This is a genomic window from Rhodococcus sp. P4_B6 (assembly GCF_056402215.1).
Map to the genome: position 1 here is coordinate 1 of NZ_JBFUHV010000013.1, position 17,715 is coordinate 17,715.

Sequence of the window (17,715 nt, forward strand, 5' to 3'; positions counted from 1 at the left end):
CAGCAAGTCGAAGAGGGCGACCTCATCGCCGTCCTCGAGGCCATGAAAATGGAAAACCCCGTCAACGCCCACAAGGCCGGCACCGTCACCGGCCTCGCCGTCGAACCCGGCTCCGCCATCACCCAGGGCACCGTCCTCGCCGAGCTCAAGTAGCTCGTGAGTACTTGTTAACCGCCCGCGGTTAACAAGTACTCACGGGTGGCGGCCGTGCATGGCGGTCGTCACCCGGGCCGCGGCGTCGCGGACCAGTTCACCGATTTCCGCCGTGCGCACCCCCGACATCGGCCGGGACGCATCGGCGACGCACAGCACGACCGCCGGTTCGCCGTCGCGGTCGAACGCCGCCGCGTTGATCGACAGCGGCTGGTAGCTGCCCTCCGGGTCGATGTCACCGACCACCGCATCCGCCGACAGCAGTTTGCGCGCCTCCCGCAGCGCGACGGTCGAGCGGTGCCCTCCCACTCCGCGACCGCGCAGTTCCGACACCGCGTCCGCCAGCGAATGCTGTTGCTGCTGCATGCATTCCATCGCGTATCCGCGCTCCCGAACGAGCGCGAGAGCCGGCTCGTACGTCGCGCGCAGCACGTCCACGTCGACACCCAGGCTCTGCCCGCCGAGGGCATACCACTCGTCGCGCTGCTCCTGCGGATACCAGGCCGCGATCCCCGAACCGATCGGCGGCACCAGCAGCACCTTGTCGCCGAGGCGCAACCCGAGGGTTCCCCGGCGCCCGCCGACCGGTTGCACCACCTCCGCCACCACCACGTCGCTTCCCGATTGCACGAACGCGATGGACGCCATGTCGGACGCGTCGGCCAGTTCGTGCATCACCGACCGCGCGAGATCGACGACGTCCGTGGCTGCCTCCGCTGCCCGCCCGACCGGGATCAGCGCGGGACCGAGTCGGTAGGTCTTGCGGGTGGGGTGCCGAATCAGCCAGCCGGCCTCGGTCAGTGCGACGACCATCGGATAGCAGGTGGCCTTCGCGACGCCGAGGTGCCGGGCGATGTCGGCGAGGCTCCGGGGCGTCTCCGGCTCGTCGGCGAGGAGTTCCGTCAGCATCACGATGCGGTCGGTCTGGGGTGAATTTCGTGCCATGTGTTTGCATAATGCCACTCTGGTGTCGCACTGTGACAGGGGATACAGTCGAGCCATCTGAACGATCGCTAAATTGCCTGGCCATCTGTCACAGCCGCTGCAGGAAGTGAAACTCATGAAACGCTTCGACCTACGTCGCCGGACCGACCGCCTCGACCCCGAGACGCAGTACGAAGAGATCGCCCGGATTCTCGCAACGCAGGAATTTCCCTGGGACATCAACCAAGCCCTCAGCTTCGCGCTGTTCCGGACATACGCGGTGCCCACCATCGGCAGGCTGCTGTTCGAGACCGGCGAATTCACCGAACGCGTGCAGAAACGCTACGACGACACCGGCCTGATCCTCGACGCGGTCCTCGAAAACGGCCTCACCAGCGACCCCGGCCGCGCCGGCATCCGACGGATGAACCAGATGCACGGCTCCTACGACATCTCCAACGACGACATGCGGTACGTCCTGTCGACGTTCGTGGTGATCCCGGAGCGCTGGATCGAGGACTTCGGCTGGCGGAAGCTCACCCGCAACGAGATCGTCGGTACCACCAACTACTACCGTGCGCTCGGCAAGTACATGGGCATCAAGGAGATTCCCGAGACCTTCGAGGCGTTCGAGAAGTTCCTGGACGACTACGAGCGGGAACACTTCCTCTTCGACTCGGGCGGCCGCGCCGTCGCCGACTCCACGCTCGACCTCCTCTGCACGTTCCCCCCGAACAATCTCGCACCCGCCGCCCTGATCAAACGGTTCTCCTGGGCCCTGATGGACGATCCGCTTCTCGACGCGTTCGCCTACCGTCGGCCGTCCCGCCTCGCGCGGACGCTGTCCCGGGGTGCGCTGAAGGCCCGCGCCCGGCTCGTCCGGTTCTATCCCGTGCGCACCGTGCCCAAGTTCGCTCGCGACCTGCCCAATATTCGCAGCTACCCGAACGGGTACGAAGTGGAGAAACTGGGCACCTTCCCCCGAACCTGCCCCGTGCAGCACACCAACGGTACGGTCGCGCCGGAAAACACCGCATCCCGAACCGCTTTGGACGCCTGATCGACGTAAAACCGTGTGTTCGAACTATTCTCGGACACACGGCGAATGGGGATGGGTAACTCCCGGTTCTGCCGTAACGTGGCTGCGCGTAGCGACCGTCGACAGGAAGGGATTTTGTGAACTTCTCGCGAGGGACCCTGACCATTGCCGCACTGGCAGGAGCGGCCTCACTCGCTCTGGCCCCCACGGCAACCGCCGCCACCACCTACCAGATCACCGTCATTCCGCCGATCGGCACCGTCCGCGCCAACAATCTGGTGACGCTCGGCGCGCTGGTCACCCCCACCCCGACGGGGACGGACGGATCCACCCCGGTCGAGCTGGAACTCACCGACCCCTCCGGCGACGTGACCGCGCGGTCGATCCCCCTCACCCTGGGCGCCGGGACGGCCGCGATCCGGACCCACGAGGCCGGCCGCTACACCGCCGTCTTCACGTTCGCCCTACCGAACGGCGAGCCGACCGACACGACCGCGCAGTTCGACGTCGTCGCGTCATCGGGTCTGGGGAGCTGACGACCGCACCCTGCCGGGGCGCACCGCCGGTCAGACGTCGGCGGTGCGCCTCTTCTTCGGCTTGACGGGAAGCTCGGTGGAGCCGACCGTCTTCATGGCGATCTCGACATACTTGCGGGCCACGGCGTCCGGGGTCAGCTTGCCCTCGGCGTGATACCAGCGCGGAATCGACTGGCACATACCGAGAAGCGCCCGCGTCGTCTCCGCGGCATCCGCAACGTCGAACAGCTCCCGCTTCTTGCCTTCCTTGACGATCTCGAGGACCAGCTCCTCCACACCCTTGCGGACGGTGCGGTACCGCTGCCGGTTCTCCGGGCTGAGGTACCGGACCTCGCTCTCGAGTGCCGCCAGCCGGGACCTCATGGTCATCCGCAGCACGATCGCCTCGATGACATTGGCGAGCCGTTGCACCGGATCGTCGCCGCCGTCGGCGCTCGCGGCGTGGGCCCGCTCGAGGACGTCGCTGGTGGACAGCTCGAGAAGCGCGAGGAGAACAGCTTCCTTGTTCTCGTGGTGGTAGTAGAGAGCGGGTACCGTGACACCGACTCGGCGGGCGATGTCGCGCACCGAGGTGCCGTGGAAGCCGTGTTCGTAGAACGCGTCGAGGGAGGCGCTGAGGATCGGCGTCAACTTCGTGGGTTCGAGGCGGCGCCAGTCTGCCGCGTTGCCGACCTCGATGGGCGGCGTCGCACCCTTGGATGAGCTGACCATCAAAGACCTATCTACCGCTCGCTATGCCAGGACGGGTCAAGTGTAGCTGTAAAGGTAGTCGGCGAAGGTCCGCGGCGGGCGCCCGGTGAGCGCCTCGACGTCGCCCGTCACCACCGCCAACTCGCCGGCCGCGATCGCTGCGTACGAGGTCACCCACCCTGCGACCTCGAATTCCGGCGCCCCGTAGTGGGCCCGGGACGCGTACGCCTCCTCCAGGGTCTCGTTCTCGAAACGCACCGAACGTCCGGTCACCCTCGTGATCGTCTCCGCGGCCTCGGTGAGGGTGAACGCGTCCGGTCCCGTCAGTCGGTAGGTGACGCCGTCGTGGTCGCCGTTACCGGTGGTGAGGACGGCCGTCACGGCGTCGGCGACGTCGTCGGGAGCCACCGCGCTCACCCGGCCGTCCCCGGCGGGTCCCCGGATGACTCCCTGATCGTCGGCCATCAGCGGGATCATCGACTGATACCAGCTGTCCTGCAGGAACGTGAACTTCAGGCCGCTCTCCCGGATGTGCTGCTCTGTGAAGTAGTGGTCGCGGCCGAACGTGAACGTGCACTCGGGCGCCGCACCCAGAAACGACAGGTAGACGATCCGCTCCACCCCGGCGGCACGGGCCGCGTCCACGGTGGTGCGGTGCTCTTCGCGCCGGGTCGCGCTCTCGTGACCCGAGACGAGGAACAGCAACCGGACGCCGTCCAGCGCGGCCGTCATCGCCGGACCGTCGGCGTAGGTGGCCAGGGCGAACCCGGAGTCGAAATGCTCGGCCAGTGGCCCCAGCCGCTGCGCGTTCCGCCCGATCAGCCGCACACCGGCGCCGCCGCCGAGCCGCTCGAGCACCTTGCCGCCGATGGACCCGGTGGCTCCTGTCACTGCGATGGTCATGGCCCGAATTCTTCCAGCGCCGGCCCTCTATCCTGGCGCGTATGACTGAACCCGTGGCAACCGCTGACCTGGCAGACGAGATCGGACCCGACATCCGGAGCTGCGACACGCAGTTCATCCAGTTCGGCGGCCGTGAAGTGTTCTCCGGCCCCATCACCACCATCAAATGCTTCCAGGACAACCTGCTGGTCAAGCAGACCCTCGGCGAGCCCGGCAACGGCGGCGTCCTCGTGGTCGACGGCGACGCCAGCATCCACACCGCCCTGGTCGGCGACATCATCGCCGGCCGCGGCGTCGACAACGGCTGGGCCGGCGTGATCGTCAACGGCGCGGTCCGCGACTCGGCGATCCTGAAGACCCTGGACATCGGCGTCAAGGCACTCGGCACCAACCCCCGCAAGAGCACCCAGACCGGCTCCGGTGAGAAGAATGTCCCGATCGAGATCGGCGGCGTGACGTTCAACCCCGGCGAGACCGTGTACAGCGATCAGGACGGCGTCGTCGTCCGCTGATCCCGCCGGGAACCTGAGCGGCGGGATCGGTCCCCATCGGGACCGACCCGCCGCGAGGCGTGCCGGACCGGCCCCGACGCGCTCGAATGTGCCTGTCTCGCGTCGGGTTCCGTCGCCGAGGCACTGTTCCTGCAGCGGTTCTCGACCGCGATCCGTCAGGACTGAGAACTCACCCGAGCCGTCATCCCACCGATCTCCACGACGTCCCCGTCCCGCAACTGCCGACCCCGCCGCACCTCGACCTCACCGTTCACCGACACGAGTCCGTCGGCGATCACTTCCTTCGCCTCGGCCCCCGACTCGATGAGGTTGGCGAGCTTCAGGAATTGGCCGAGACGTATGGATTCGTCGCGGATCGGCACGGCGTCGTGAATGTCGGACATGCCTCTATCTTCCCTCTTCACCCAAATCGCGGCCCAACGGCTCACACTGAACACTGGAACATCTGTCTCCCGTGATCGGTACGTATCTCTTGCCGGGAAGGAAACGCTCGATGTCAGCTAGCACCGAGACACACCACGCGTCCGAGGCCGACCTCACCGCACCACGGCCCCGACCCGCACTCGGCTCGAAGAATGGGCGCCTGCACCAGGTTCCCCACATCGCGGGACTGATCCTGGGCGTCTTCTCGGTGCTCGTATTCCTGTGGAGCATCTCGCCGGTACTGCGCTACTACGTGCACGTGCCGCGGGAGTACGTCGACACCTACTACTTCGACGCTCCCGACACCAGCCTGTCGTGGGCGCTGGTGGTCGCGCTGCTCGCGGCGGCGCTGGCGAGCCGCAAGCGCATCGCCTGGTGGCTGCTGACGATCTATCTGACTCTGATCCTGATCACCAACGTGATCGTGAGCATCACCGACCGGAACGTGAACGCGATGGTCGCCGCCGTGGTCCAGGTGGTGCTGATCGGAATCCTGATCGCGGCCCGGCCCGAGTTCTACACCCGGGTCCGGCGCGGCGCAGGCTGGAAAGCGCTGGGCGTGCTCATCGTCGGACTCGCCATCGGCACCCTCATCGGGTGGGGACTCGTCGAACTGTTCCCCGGCACGCTGCCGCAGGGCGAGCGTTTCCTGTGGGCGCTCAACCGCGTGACCGCGCTCGCCGCCGCCGACAACGAACAGTTCAGCGGTCGACCACACGGATTCGTCAACACCCTCCTCGGCCTGTTCGGCGCGATCGCCCTCCTCGCCGCCGTCATCACCCTGTTCCGCGCCCAGCGCTCCCACAACGCGCTCACCGGCAACGACGAATCGGCGTTGCGCGGACTGCTGTTGCAGTACGGCGCCGACGACTCCCTCGGCTACTTCGCCACCCGCCGCGACAAGGCCGTCGTGTTCGCCCCCAGCGGGAAAGCGGCCATCACGTACCGTGTCGAACTGGGCGTGTGCCTGGCCAGTGGCGATCCGATCGGCGATCCGGAGGCGTGGCCGCACGCGATCGAGGCGTGGCAGGCGCTCGCGTCCCAATACGGTTGGGCCACCGCCGTGATGGGCGCCAGCGAGACCGGGGCCACCGCCTACAACAAGGCCGGTCTCACCGTCCTCCAACTCGGCGACGAAGCGATCCTCCGCACCCGCGAGTTCAACCTCAGCGGACGCGACATGCGGCAGGTCCGCCAGGCCGTCACCCGCGTCCGCCGCCAGGGCGTCACCGTCCGGATCCGCAGGCACCGCGACGTTCCCCCCGAGGAGATGGCCGAGGCCATCCGGCTCGCGGACGCGTGGCGCGACACCGAGACCGAGCGCGGCTTCTCGATGGCTCTCGGCCGGCTCGGTGACCGCCTCGACGGCGACTGCCTGCTCGTGGAGGCCATCGCCGAGGACGGCGAAATCGACGGCATCCTGTCGCTGGTTCCGTGGGGGCCCACGGGCGTCTCCCTCGACCTGATGCGCCGCAAGCCGACCTCCCCCAACGGCGTGGTCGAGCTGATGGTGTCCGAACTGGCCACCACCTCCGACCAATTCGGCATCACCAGGGTGTCGCTGAACTTCGCGGTATTCCGCTCGGTCTTCGAGGAGGGTTCCCGCATCGGGGCCGGGCCCATCCTGCGGATCTGGCGCTCGATCCTCGTGTTCTTCTCCCGCTGGTGGCAACTCGAGGCGCTCTACCGGTCCAACGTGAAGTACCAGCCGGAGTGGGTGCCGCGGTTCCTCTGCTTCGAGGACAACCGGCAATTGCTGCGCGTCGGCTTCGCCTCGGCCGTCGCGGAAGGATTCGTGACGCTGCCCCGGTTCGGCCGTTCCGGAACCCACGACGCCATCGCGCACACCGGCCACCACGCCTCGGTTCCCGCCGCACTCGTCGCCGCCGAGGGACTGCACTCCGACGGCAGCGCACCCGGCGAGGGCCTCGCGCCGACGGCGACCGGACCGAAACGTCCCGAGCAGGTCCGCGTCCGGCTCGACAAGTTGGCCGGTCTCGCGGAACAGGGCATCGACCCGTACCCGGTCGCGTATCCGCCCTCCCACACGGTGACCGAGGCCGTGGAGTCGCCGGAGGGGACCACCGTCCGCATCGCCGGCCGCCTGCTCCGGATCCGCGACTACGGCGGCGTCGTGTTCGCCGTGGTCCGGGACTGGTCCGGCGACATCCAGATCCTCGTCGACGAGGCACGGGTGGGTACCGATCGAATCCGGGCGTTCGCCGCCGAATTCGACCTCGGTGACCTCGTCGAGGTCGCCGGCGTCATCGGATACAGCCGTCGTGGTGCGCTGTCGCTGCTCGCGAACGAGTGGCGCATGACCGGCAAGTGCCTGCACCCCCTGCCCGACAAGTGGAAAGGCCTGTCCGACCCGGAAACCCGGGTGCGGCAGCGGTACGTGGACCTCGCCATCAACTCCGACGCCCGCCGCCTGCTCGAGGCCCGCAGCGCCGTCGTGAAGTCGCTGCGCGATTCGCTCGGCGGCCGCGGCTTCCTCGAGGTGGAGACCCCGATCCTGCAGCAGGTGCACGGCGGAGCCAACGCGGCCCCGTTCCTCACCCACATCAACGCCTACAACCTGGATCTGTACCTGCGGATCGCGCCGGAGTTGTACCTCAAGCGGCTGTGCGTCGCAGGCATGGAGAAGGTGTTCGAGATCGGCCGCGTCTTCCGCAACGAGGGCGTCGATTTCAAGCACAACCCGGAATTCACGATCCTCGAGGCGTACGAGGCGCACAGCGACTACGAGAAGATGATGGTCCTGTGCCGGGAGCTCATCCAGACGGCGGCGGTCGCGGCGTACGGGCGCGAGATCATCATGCGGCCGGGCCCCGACGGCGCGCTGGTGGAGGTCGACATCTCCGGCGAATGGCCCGTCAAGACGATGCACCAGGCCGTCGCCGAGAAACTCGGCGTCGACGTCTCCCCCGAGACGCCGCTCGCGGAACTGCAGCGACTGTGCGACGAACACGAGATCCCGTACCAGTCGGCGTGGGACGCCGGCGCCGTGGCGCAGGAAATGTACGAGCACCTGGTGGAGGACTACACCGAGTTTCCCACGTTCTACACCAACTTCCCGACGTCGATGTCACCGCTGACGCGGCCGCATCCCACGATCCCGGGGGTCGCCGCGAAGTGGGACCTCGTCGCGTGGGGCATCGAACTCGGCACCGCGTACAGCGAACTCACCGACCCGGTGGATCAGCGGAACCGGCTCACCGAGCAGTCGATGCTCGCGGCCGGCGGCGACGAGGAGGCGATGGAACTCGACGAGGACTTCCTGCAGGCCCTCGAGCACGCCATGCCCCCGACCGGTGGGCTCGGCATGGGCGTCGACCGGGTGGTCATGCTCATCACCGGCGGCAGCATCCGCGAAACCCTCGCCTTCCCCCTGGCCAAGCCGAGGCAATGACCGCCCGTGGCCGGGTGGCCGTCGCGGCTCTGCTGATCCTCGGCGCCGTGGGCTACGCGTCGTGGCTGCTCGAATTCGTCCTCGACACCGGCATCGATCCGCTGCGGGGGTTCGCGAGCGAACTCGCCGCCGCGGACCAGCCCTACGGATTCTGGTTCCGCACCGGCGACCTGCTGACCGGATGTATCGTCGCCGTGGCCGGGGTCCTCGGACTGTCGCGGTACTCGCAGGGCTGGGTGACGGCCGTCGGGTGGATCGCTCTGATCGTGTTCGCATTCGCGACCGTCGCGGATTCGCGCCTGCCGATGAGTTGCGCGGCCACCAACGACCCCGTCTGCGCCGCGCGTGAGGCCGGCGGACACCTGCCCCTCACCCATGATCTACACGCCATGACCAGCGCGTCCGCGTCGACGGGAGCCGTGGTGTCGTGCCTCTCGTTCCTGTTGGCCGCGTTCCGCTACCGCTGGCCGACGTGGTTGAAAATTACCGGCGTGGCCGTGGCGACGGTGTTCGTCGGGGGCACGGTGTGGACCCTGACGGCCGCCGGGTTGCGCGGCCAACAGGACGCCTGGCTCGGACTCGGCCAGCGCGTCCAGTTGCTCGCGTTTTGCGGCTGGCTGATCTTCGTGGCGCTCAGCGTGATTCACGTCACCCCGGAAAGGGATGGTTCCACGTGAAACGTCCTGGGGAAATGGTGGTGGGAGTGCATGTGGTCGTCGACGGCGACGGCCCACCCGTCGTCCTCTACGGCGGCCTCGGCGGGAACTGGTTCGACTGGGACGAGGTAGTGACACTGCTGTCCGGGACCTGCCTCGTCGTACGGATCGATCGACCCGGATACGGACTCAGTCCCCCCTCCGGCGATCGGCCGTCCGCTCGTGGCGAGGCCGACAGAATCGCCGGCGTCCTCGACGCGCTTCGGGTGACCACCCCGGCCGTGCTCGTCGGCCACTCGCTCGGCGGCATCTACGTCGAGGCGTTCGCGCGGCTGTACCCCGAGCGAACCGGCGGCGTGATCCTGCTGGACGCCACCGTCACCACCCGTCCGCACCGCGTGATCCCGACCCGGTGGCGCGTCACGGCAGGCCGGCGGGTGGCCCGGGCGGCCAGCGCGGTGGGACTGCAGAAACTCCTCGGCCCCACGGTCCGCCGGATCCTGAACCATTCGACACCGCCCGACGGGTTCGCCCCGGACACTCGCCAGTGGGTCGAGCGGATCTACCGCGAACCCGCCTACCTCGAATCCTCGATCGTCGAGAACGCGTCGTACCCGGCGCTGGCCCAGGAACTGGCCGCACTGCGCGAGACCACGACGATCACGGCGCCCGTCGTCGTGGCCGCCGCCCACACCGGCCGCACGACGCCCTGGGGGTCGGCGTGGATCCGCACGCAAAGGCAGTTCGCGCAATTCCTGGGCGCCGCGTTCCGCGTCGTGCGACCCGCGCACCACCACGCGATGATCGATCAGCCCGGCCAGATCGCGGCGTTGGTGCGGGAGCTGGCAAGCTGAGCTGCGTGCAACTGCTATTGATCCGCCACGCGCTGCCCGAGCTCGTCACCACGTCCGGCGGGCGCGCAGACCCCGCACTGACCGAGGAAGGTCACGCGCAGGCCAAGCGGCTGCCCGCCGCGCTGGCCCCGTACCGCATCGCCCGGATCGTGAGCAGCCCGCAACGCCGCGCACTCGAGACGGCGGCGCCGGTCGCCGAGGCGCTCAACCTTCCCGTCACCGAGTACGTCGGGCTCGCGGAATACGACTACGACCTCGACCACTACATCCCGTTCCACGAGGCGGAGGCACGCGCGCCGGAGGCCTACGCCCGCATCCGGGCAGGCGAGTTCCCGAAGTCCGTCGACGCCGACGCGTTCCGCACCAGGGTGTTCGAATCCCTCGGCCGCATCGTCGAGGAGTCCGGTCACGAGGACACCGTCGCGGTGTTCGCCCACGGCGGCGTCATCAACGTGTTCCTGCAGGAGCTTCTCGGCCTCGACCGGCCCCTCGTGTTCCCGATCGAATACGTGTCCGTGACGCGGGTACTCGTCTCCCGCAGCGGTGAGCGACGGGTGGCGTCGGTCAACGAGACCGGCCACGTCCGGGACATGCTGCGTCGGTAGAACCCGCTCCGATCCGCTAGAGGCCGGGAATCCGGGGCAGCGGAGGAAGCGGCGGGGGCGGCGGGAGGGTCGGCAGCTGAATCTGCGGCAGACCGGGAATGAGGGGTCGCGGGGCGGGGGCCGGTGCGGGCGCAGGTACCGGCACGCTCGCCTCCTGCTGGGCCGGCTCCGGAATCGACACCGCGGCCGGCGGTGGCGCCGCCGGTGACGGCGCGGGCGACGGTGACGTCTCCTCGGCGCTCGGCTGAGTGGCGACCGGACGTGCGTCACCGTCGGAGCTCTGGCTACCACCGAAGCCGAGACCGAGACCGATCACGGCGACGACGGCCAGCGCACCGCCTGCCAGCGCACCACCGCGGATCACGGGTTTGGCGAACCTCTCGGCGCCGCCGCGGTCCGAAGAGTCCGCGCGGTCCTGTGCCAGCAGCGCAGCGCCTTCCGCGGCCACCAGTTCGGGCTGCACCGGCACGATCACGGGGAGCGCGAGCCACGATTCCATCAGGGACGCGACCAGCGGGATATGCGCGCCGCCCCCGATCAGAACCACCGCGTCGGCACCACGCCCGGACGATTCGATCACCTCGCGGGCCAGACGCGCCGACGCCTCGACGGGACGGACGATGAGCGAATCGAGATTGTCCTGCGAGAGCAGCAGCAGACCGCCGTCGCCGGGTACGCAGACCGCGGTGTTGGTCGACAGTTCCTCCTTGGCCCGCCGGCAGCGTTCGGTGAGCGCCCAATCCGCGGCCTCGTCGACCGGGTGGGCAATGCGTTCCTGCTCGAGCTGGTGGTCGCGGATCAAGCGATCGATGCCGTCGCCGCTGATCTCGTCGGTACGCGCCGACGAGAGCACCGCACCGGTGAATCGGTCGACCACGGTGACGGTGAGGCCGGAACTGCCGAGGTCGTAGAACACGAGCGTCGAATGGTCGCCGAGCTGTCCCGACGCCTCGAGCATCCAGAGCGCCGCAGTCACTTCCGGGACCAGATGGCAGTCGATCGCGGCCTCCACGGCAGCGGCCTGCGCCTCGTCCCGATACGCGACACCGAAGACCTGCACGTCGTCGTCGGCGGAGCGCTCGGCCATCACCGTTTCGATGGAGTCGGCAACCAGCAATTCCGGTTGGGTGTGGGCCGAATCCACGGGAAATGACCGGAATACGGCCCCCTCGTCGTCCGGGTACGCCACGCGCACCGCGCTGGCACCGACGGATACACCGAGAACTGAAACCATGGAAAGACTATAACGGTTTGGTCACGACAGGCGTGCCGGGGCCTCACTGCGACCGCCGTCGTTATTCGGCTCAGAGCCCGGGGATCCGCGGCAATTCCAGTGGTGCGGGCGGCGGAATCGTCGGCATCTGGAACTGCGGCAGACCCGGGATCAGCGGAGCGGGTTCCGTCGTCGTCGGCGGAGCCGACGTGTCGGTCGGCGCGACACTCTGCGTATCGGGGGCGACCGGCACCTGCGTCGGACTCTGCGTCCGCGTCTGCGTCCGTGGCTGATACGTGCTGCGCACCTCGGTCTGCGGCGGGATCACCGGCTGCTCGTCGACGACCGACGGAGCCGCCTCCACCGGCGGGGGCACTTCCGCGGTCGTCGTGGACTGCGGCGGTGCGGCCTGTTGCGCGGCGGGCGCCTCCGTCGTCGCCTGTGTGACGGCCGGCTGGGCGTCCTCCTCCGAACCCTGCAGAAGGTCGGTGCCGAAGCCGAGTCCGAGACCGACCGCGGCGACCACGGCAACGCCGGCGAGGACGAGGCCACGACGCTTCCGGGCCGGTGCGATCGCCTCGTCCGAGTACGAGTGCGAGGACGAATGCCACAGGGCCTGCGTCTCGGGTTCCAGCTCCAGCTCAGGTTCGTGCTCCGGCACCGGCTGGGGCAGGGGTGCCACGAACTCGTCGAACGTCGGGATCGCCAGCAGGGCCGCACCCTCCGCCGCCACCAATTCGGGTTGCGCGGGGACGATCACGGGAAGATCGAGCCAGGACTCCATCACCGACGCGACCAACGGAATGTGCGCGCCGCCGCCGATCAGCACCGCGGCGTCGGGGGCGCGTCCCGATCGGCGGATGACCTCGCGGGTGAGGCGCGCCGAGGTCTCGACGGGGCCCACGATGAGCGAATCGAAGCTGTCCTGCGACAGGAGCAGCAGACCGCCCTCGCCCGGCATGCACACCGCGCCGTTCGTGGACAGCTGCTCTTTCGCGTCGCGGCACCGCGCGGCGAGCGCGAAGGCGGCCGCAGCGTCGGCGGGATGCGCGAAGCGGTGCAGTTCGAGTTGGTTGTCGCAGATCAGCCGGTCGACGAGGTCGCCGCTGATCTGATCCGAGCGCGCACTGCTGAGCACCATGCCGGTGTCGCGGTCGAGGACGGTGACGGTGAGACCCGAACTGCCGAGGTCGTAGAACACGAGCGTCGAGTGGTCGCCGAGTTCCCCGGACATCTCCAGCATCTGCAGCGCGGCCGTGACTTCGGGGACCAGTTGGAAGTTGCCGATCTGCAGTCGGGCCATCGCAGCCTGCATGGCACCGGCCTGCGCGTCGTCCTGGTACGCGACGCCGATGGCCTCCACCACGTCGGTCTCGTCCCGCTCGGCGAGCACCGTCCCGATGGATTCGGCGGCGAGCTCCGCCGGCCGTTCGAGTGTTGCGGTCACCGACCGCGATTGGAAGGTCGGGGTTTCGAGGCTCACGGCGTCGTGGCACGCGAAGCGCACCGCGCTGGCGCCGACGGATACACCGAGAACTGAAGTCATGCCGCCGACTATAACGGTTCGGTTACGGGTCTCGCGCAGGGAGGAGTTCGGAGGCCACGTCAGGCGGGTTTTCGACGTACTCCTGTGACGCACATCGTATTCCCGGCGACCCGTCGGCGTCGAAACCTGCGGAAATGCAACGCCCGAAACGCGGTGAACGCAACACGCCGTGACGTGTCTCCTTGGTGGACGAATATCGCGTTGCCGTCCACCCGAGGGGATTCGGCCGCGGTCAGTCGGTTCCGGCTGCGCGTGTGCCGTCCACGTGGGTGACGAACCACTGCAGCGTGCGCGCCCATCCGTCCCGGGCGGCCGCCTCGTTGTACACGGCGGGTCGGTCGTCGCAGTGGAAGCCGTGCTCGGCCTCGGGGTAGCGGACGATCTCCGTGTCCACCGGGGCGTGCGCGACGGCGGTGCGCAACTCCTCGACCTCCTCGGCCGGGATCCCCTTGTCGCGGTCACCGAACAGGCCCAGCCACGGCGTTCGCAGCAGGCCGGCGGCGTCGAGTTGCGTCGGATACCCGAACCGCCCCTTCGCGATGCCACCGCCGTAGAAACTCACCGCCGCCCCGAGCTCGAGCCGTGTCGCCGTGTGGAACGCGACCGTCCCGCCCATGCAGAACCCGACGATCGCGGTGTTCGACGGGTCGATCGAGGCCGCCGACAGAGCCGCGACGGCCCCGTCGACGTCCTCGTCGATGTTCGCCGCGGTGAGCTCACCCATCAGCGGCATCGCCGCCTGAAGGTCGTCGTAGTTCAGCACCGGATCGCCGCTGCGGTGAAACAGGTGCGGCGCGACGGCGTGATACCCGGCCGAGGCGAAACGACGGCAGACGTCGACGATGTGATCGGTGACGCCGAACGCCTCCTGGATGACGACGACGCCGCCGCGGGCCGGACCTTCGGGGGCAATGACGGTGAGTGGTGTGGTCACGAAATACGACTCTAGGAAACCGGCTTCAGCGGGTGGATTCCCGGTGCCCCGGCGAGGTGCTCACCGAACTTCCCGAGCGCGGCCTGGAAGTGCGGCGACTGCATGTGCGCGTCGAGCGCCTCCTGGCCGGTCCACACCTCCACGGTGACGAAGGTTCCCGCGACCGCGGCTGATTCGAAGACCTCGTACGAGATGCAGCCCTCTTCCTTGCGGCTCTCCGCGGCCAGCGCGGACAGTCCGCCGCCGACAATGTCCTCGGAGCCGGGCTTGGCAGGAATGGTCGCTACGACATGCAGATCGGACATCGACTCCCTTTCGTGAACGCCACCTCGTGTGGCCCGTCTCACGTAAGCACAGTTGGGTCGGCTAGGAAACCCGAAGTCGCGTCAAATAATCGGCGACCTTCGGTTCGTCCCAGCCGTGCGCCTCGCGGAGACCGTCCGCGATGGTCGCGAGATAGGCGGGCGCGGGCGCGTTCCTGGCGACGACGTCGCCGCGGGCGCGGGTGGTGAACGTGCACATGGGGACGCCGTTGCGGGATCCGAGTGTGACCAGGCGGTCGTAGCAGGCGGGTTCCTGCGCGTGAATGTCCTCGAACTGTTCCCGCGTCACCAGGAAGGCGCGGGCCGCGACGGTGCCGGGCGCGTCGGGGTCGTAGAACGCGCGGCCGCCGCCCCAGATCCGCGACTCTCCCGCGAAGAACACCGTGCCGGGTATCACCACCGGCATCGACGCCCGTGGAGCACGCGCGTCGCGGGCGCCCGCGTGCACGAGGTTGCCCCCGGCCGGGCGCCCACCACTCAGGTAGCAGGTCAGACGCGTCGCAGCCATGTTCGATCCATAGCTGACGTACCAGATCAGCACACGAACGACCGTACTCGGACAAGATGGTCACATGAGTCTTCTCGGCGAATTCAGGGGCTGGCGCAGCGGTGCACGGAAGCATCACCGCCTGCGGGATCTCGACGGCACCCTCGTCGTCGTCACCGGCGGCGGCAGCGGGATCGGGCGCGAGACCGCGCTGGCGTTCGCGTCCGAGGGCGCGGTGGTGGTGGTCGCCGATCGCGATCTCGAATCCGCGCAGCAGACCTCCGATCTCATCAACTCCGCCCAGATGAAGGGCGGCGGCGCCGTCGCCATCTTCGGTGGCGGCTCCCACGCGTATCAGGTGGACGTCGCGGTGGAGGACGAGGTGCAGCGCTTCGCGGAGACGGTGCAGGCCGAGCACGGCACCCCCGACGTCGTGATCAACAACGCCGGAATCGGATACTCGGGCACGTTCACGCAGACGCCACAGAAGGACTTCGAACGGGTGATGGACGTGAACTTCTGGGGAGTCGTCTACGGTTCCCGCGCGTTCGCCGAGCAGATGATCGAACGCGGAACCGGCGGGCACATCGTGAACCTGTCGTCCGCCGCGGCGTTCACGCCGCAGAAGCGACTCACGGCGTACGCGACGAGCAAGGCCGCGGTGTTCATGCTGTCGGACTGTCTCCGAGCGGAATTGGTGAATCACGGCATCGGCGTCAGCGCCATCTGCCCGGGACTCGTCCACACCAACATCATCCAGGCCACCGACTTCGCCGGCGCCACCCCGGAGGAGCAGGCGAAGATGCGCGACCGGACCGACAAGCTCTATCGCAAACGCGGTTTCACCCCCGACCGGGTGGCGACCCAGATCGTGAAGGCCGTCAAGTCCAACAAGGCCGTCGTCCCCGTCACGCCCGAGGCCAAGTTCGGGCGCCTGCTGAGCCGCCTCACCCCGGGCAGCATGCGGCTCGGCGCCCGCCTCGACCTCGGCTGATCCGAGACGTCAGGGGGTGGGCGCCTGCACCCGGCCGGCCCCCGACGACTTCCGCACGTGAGTGGGAAAGCGTGCCGGAACACACTTTGCCGCTCACGTACGGGACCAGCGGGCCAGGTACTCGCGCTCGGTGGGAGTGATGCGGCGTAGCCGCTGGGCGTCGACATCCGCAACGGCCATCTGCGTGGTCGCGGTGACGGCGGGCGGATCGGTGATCGGGGTACGCGCGCCCCGGACCTCGTAGCCGATGGTGAAGTCGACGGCCCGGTGCTTCGCGATCCACATCGTGACCCGGAGCGGACTGTCGGAATGCCGCAACTGTCCCCGGTACCGCACGTGGATGTCGGCGATGAACGCTCTCGTGATGAGCGACGAGTTCTCGCTGCCCTCGCTGAGCAGCCAGTCGATCCGGGCCTCTTCGAGCAACGTCACCATCCGCGCATGGTTGATGTGCTGGAAGGCGTCCATGTCGGACCACCGGACGGTCACGAAGGCGTCGTAGCCGACGACGGCGGCAGGGGAGTCGGTCACGATGGACATCATCCCCTGCCGCCGTCGGTGGAACTCACGCGCTGTCGCGCAACCAGTTCCTCAGCCACGTGGTGGCCGGCGTACCCGAACCGTCGACCGCGTAGCTGGTGTAGTCCTGGTGGGCCTGCGACTTGTAGAACTGCTCCAGCTCGTCGATCCGCTTCTCGTTGTGCTGCTCGTCCAGCTGAGCCATCAGCGCGGGCACACCGCCGACCGCGAGGATGTCGTTCCAGATCGCGAGCGCTTCCTGCTGGTAGCGGCCGAACAGGTTCGGCGTCGGATCCGACGTCTGCGCGAGGAACCCGGCGAGCCGCGTCACGAAGTCTTCCTTCGGCGTGGAGCAGTACAGGTCGCCGTACGCGCAGAAGGTGCGTGTGTTCTGGCTGACCCAGCCGAACCCGCCGATGCGGGGACCACCGGCGCCGCTGCCGGCGACGGCGGGGCCGACGAGGGCGTCGGTCGGCGACCGCCGCGGATCGGAGACGAGTCCGACGGCCGCGATCTTGTCGGCCGGGACGACACCGAGTCCGGTGCCGATCTCGGCGGCGAGATCGCCCGCGGCGTCGGCGCCCTGGCTGTAGCCGATGATCGACAGCTTGGTATCGGGGCACTGCTGCGACATCGACGACAGCATGCCCTTGGCATTGGTGACCGCCTGCGCCTTCGAGCGCCCGTACACGTCCGACTCCCACGGGAAGGCCGTGGCGGCGTACGTGACGTAGTCGGTGCGGATCGACGACGGCAGGCCGTTCGTCACCGCGGACAGCAGACCCGGAGTCGGCCTGACATTGGCGTTGGTGGACGTTTCCCACGTCCCCGGAATGGCGACCACGTACAGGCTCGGGCAGGGGTCCGCGGTGGCTACTGCGCTCGTACCCATCACCCCCGACGCCACCGGGATGGCCGCGGCAGCGGCCACTGCGGTCAAGAATGCGATAACCCGTCTCATTGCCATGGCATCAACCTGTTCTCCCCTTCGC

20 protein-coding genes are annotated in these 17,715 nt (G+C 68.5%); 9 read left to right on the plus strand and 11 right to left on the minus strand.

The features are described from left to right. A partial coding sequence (locus tag AC1DWT_RS08685; RefSeq protein ID WP_477920313.1) for an acyl-CoA carboxylase biotin carboxyl carrier protein subunit occupies positions 1–153 on the plus strand: 153 nt, incomplete at its 5' end. Positions 154–192: 39 nt separating this feature from the next. Here the strand turns inward: AC1DWT_RS08685 and AC1DWT_RS08690 are convergent. Continuing rightward, a complete protein-coding gene (locus AC1DWT_RS08690; RefSeq protein ID WP_072942838.1) occupies positions 193–1,098 on the minus strand; it encodes an IclR family transcriptional regulator in 906 nt (301 codons plus the stop codon). Between the two features lie 115 nt (positions 1,099–1,213). Here AC1DWT_RS08690 and AC1DWT_RS08695 point away from each other — a divergent pair, with 115 nt between their 5' ends. Continuing rightward, positions 1,214–2,137: an oxygenase MpaB family protein gene (locus tag AC1DWT_RS08695; protein ID WP_095865488.1), complete on the plus strand. Its 924-nt coding sequence runs from the start codon at positions 1,214–1,216 to the stop codon at positions 2,135–2,137. 116 nt (positions 2,138–2,253) lie between these two features. Next, entirely contained in the window at positions 2,254–2,652 is a 399-nt protein-coding gene (locus tag AC1DWT_RS08700; RefSeq protein ID WP_477920276.1) for a hypothetical protein, read from the plus strand. Between the two features lie 30 nt (positions 2,653–2,682). On the opposite strand, the gene AC1DWT_RS08705 is transcribed toward AC1DWT_RS08700, so the two are convergent. Both AC1DWT_RS08705 and AC1DWT_RS08710 read right to left on the minus strand, forming a co-directional pair. Beyond that, entirely contained in the window at positions 2,683–3,363 is a 681-nt protein-coding gene (locus AC1DWT_RS08705) for a TetR/AcrR family transcriptional regulator (RefSeq protein ID WP_072942833.1), read from the minus strand. Positions 3,364–3,399: 36 nt separating this feature from the next. After that, the gene (locus AC1DWT_RS08710) at positions 3,400–4,245 is read right to left on the minus strand and encodes an SDR family oxidoreductase (protein ID WP_206014167.1); all 846 of its coding nucleotides are present in this window, start codon (positions 4,243–4,245) and stop codon (positions 3,400–3,402) included. A gap of 41 nt (positions 4,246–4,286) precedes the next feature. Here AC1DWT_RS08710 and rraA point away from each other — a divergent pair, with 41 nt between their 5' ends. Further along, positions 4,287–4,757 (plus strand): ribonuclease E activity regulator RraA, encoded by a 471-nt coding sequence (gene rraA / locus AC1DWT_RS08715; protein WP_005563989.1) that lies wholly within the window; start codon positions 4,287–4,289, stop codon positions 4,755–4,757. Between the two features lie 155 nt (positions 4,758–4,912). On the opposite strand, the gene AC1DWT_RS08720 is transcribed toward rraA, so the two are convergent. Further along, positions 4,913–5,140, minus strand: coding sequence for an RNA-binding S4 domain-containing protein (locus tag AC1DWT_RS08720; RefSeq protein ID WP_005263380.1), 228 nt, complete (start codon positions 5,138–5,140; stop codon positions 4,913–4,915). Positions 5,141–5,250: 110 nt separating this feature from the next. Here AC1DWT_RS08720 and lysX point away from each other — a divergent pair, with 110 nt between their 5' ends. The 4 genes from lysX to AC1DWT_RS08740 are packed head-to-tail and all read left to right on the plus strand — an operon-like array spanning position 5,251 to position 10,707. Continuing rightward, complete coding sequence (gene lysX / locus AC1DWT_RS08725) at positions 5,251–8,592, plus strand: bifunctional lysylphosphatidylglycerol synthetase/lysine--tRNA ligase LysX (protein ID WP_206014166.1); 3,342 nt, start codon at positions 5,251–5,253, stop codon at positions 8,590–8,592. After that, on the plus strand, positions 8,589–9,269 hold the full coding sequence (locus tag AC1DWT_RS08730; protein ID WP_206014165.1) for a DUF998 domain-containing protein: 681 nt from the start codon (positions 8,589–8,591) through the stop codon (positions 9,267–9,269). Before lysX ends, AC1DWT_RS08730 begins: the two co-directional genes overlap by 4 nt. Before the next feature lie 14 nt (positions 9,270–9,283). Next, positions 9,284–10,102, plus strand: a complete 819-nt coding sequence (locus tag AC1DWT_RS08735; protein WP_206016124.1) for an alpha/beta fold hydrolase — start codon at positions 9,284–9,286, stop codon at positions 10,100–10,102. A gap of 5 nt (positions 10,103–10,107) precedes the next feature. Continuing rightward, on the plus strand, positions 10,108–10,707 hold the full coding sequence (locus tag AC1DWT_RS08740; RefSeq protein ID WP_095865482.1) for a histidine phosphatase family protein: 600 nt from the start codon (positions 10,108–10,110) through the stop codon (positions 10,705–10,707). Between the two features lie 16 nt (positions 10,708–10,723). On the opposite strand, the gene AC1DWT_RS08745 is transcribed toward AC1DWT_RS08740, so the two are convergent. The 5 genes from AC1DWT_RS08745 to AC1DWT_RS08765 form a co-directional block, all read right to left on the minus strand. Next, on the minus strand, positions 10,724–11,941 hold the full coding sequence (locus AC1DWT_RS08745) for a DUF7159 family protein (protein WP_206014164.1): 1,218 nt from the start codon (positions 11,939–11,941) through the stop codon (positions 10,724–10,726). 70 nt (positions 11,942–12,011) lie between these two features. Beyond that, complete coding sequence (locus tag AC1DWT_RS08750; RefSeq protein ID WP_206014163.1) at positions 12,012–13,466, minus strand: DUF7159 family protein; 1,455 nt, start codon at positions 13,464–13,466, stop codon at positions 12,012–12,014. Positions 13,467–13,698: 232 nt separating this feature from the next. Continuing rightward, a complete protein-coding gene (locus AC1DWT_RS08755) occupies positions 13,699–14,400 on the minus strand; it encodes a dienelactone hydrolase family protein (protein ID WP_095865480.1) in 702 nt (233 codons plus the stop codon). Between the two features lie 11 nt (positions 14,401–14,411). Next, positions 14,412–14,705, minus strand: a complete 294-nt coding sequence (locus tag AC1DWT_RS08760) for a putative quinol monooxygenase (protein WP_072942817.1) — start codon at positions 14,703–14,705, stop codon at positions 14,412–14,414. A 61-nt stretch (positions 14,706–14,766) separates the two neighbouring features. After that, positions 14,767–15,264, minus strand: a complete 498-nt coding sequence (locus tag AC1DWT_RS08765) for a hypothetical protein (RefSeq protein WP_072942815.1) — start codon at positions 15,262–15,264, stop codon at positions 14,767–14,769. A 31-nt stretch (positions 15,265–15,295) separates the two neighbouring features. Here AC1DWT_RS08765 and AC1DWT_RS08770 point away from each other — a divergent pair, with 31 nt between their 5' ends. Beyond that, on the plus strand, positions 15,296–16,204 hold the full coding sequence (locus AC1DWT_RS08770) for an SDR family NAD(P)-dependent oxidoreductase (RefSeq protein ID WP_072942814.1): 909 nt from the start codon (positions 15,296–15,298) through the stop codon (positions 16,202–16,204). Positions 16,205–16,297: 93 nt separating this feature from the next. Here AC1DWT_RS08770 and AC1DWT_RS08775 read toward each other — a convergent pair whose 3' ends face one another. Together AC1DWT_RS08775 and AC1DWT_RS08780 are read right to left on the minus strand one after the other, a co-directional pair. Further along, entirely contained in the window at positions 16,298–16,747 is a 450-nt protein-coding gene (locus AC1DWT_RS08775) for an acyl-CoA thioesterase (RefSeq protein WP_206014162.1), read from the minus strand. A gap of 22 nt (positions 16,748–16,769) precedes the next feature. Further along, positions 16,770–17,684 (minus strand): cutinase family protein, encoded by a 915-nt coding sequence (locus tag AC1DWT_RS08780; RefSeq protein WP_072942812.1) that lies wholly within the window; start codon positions 17,682–17,684, stop codon positions 16,770–16,772. Positions 17,685–17,715: the final 31 nt, after the last annotated feature.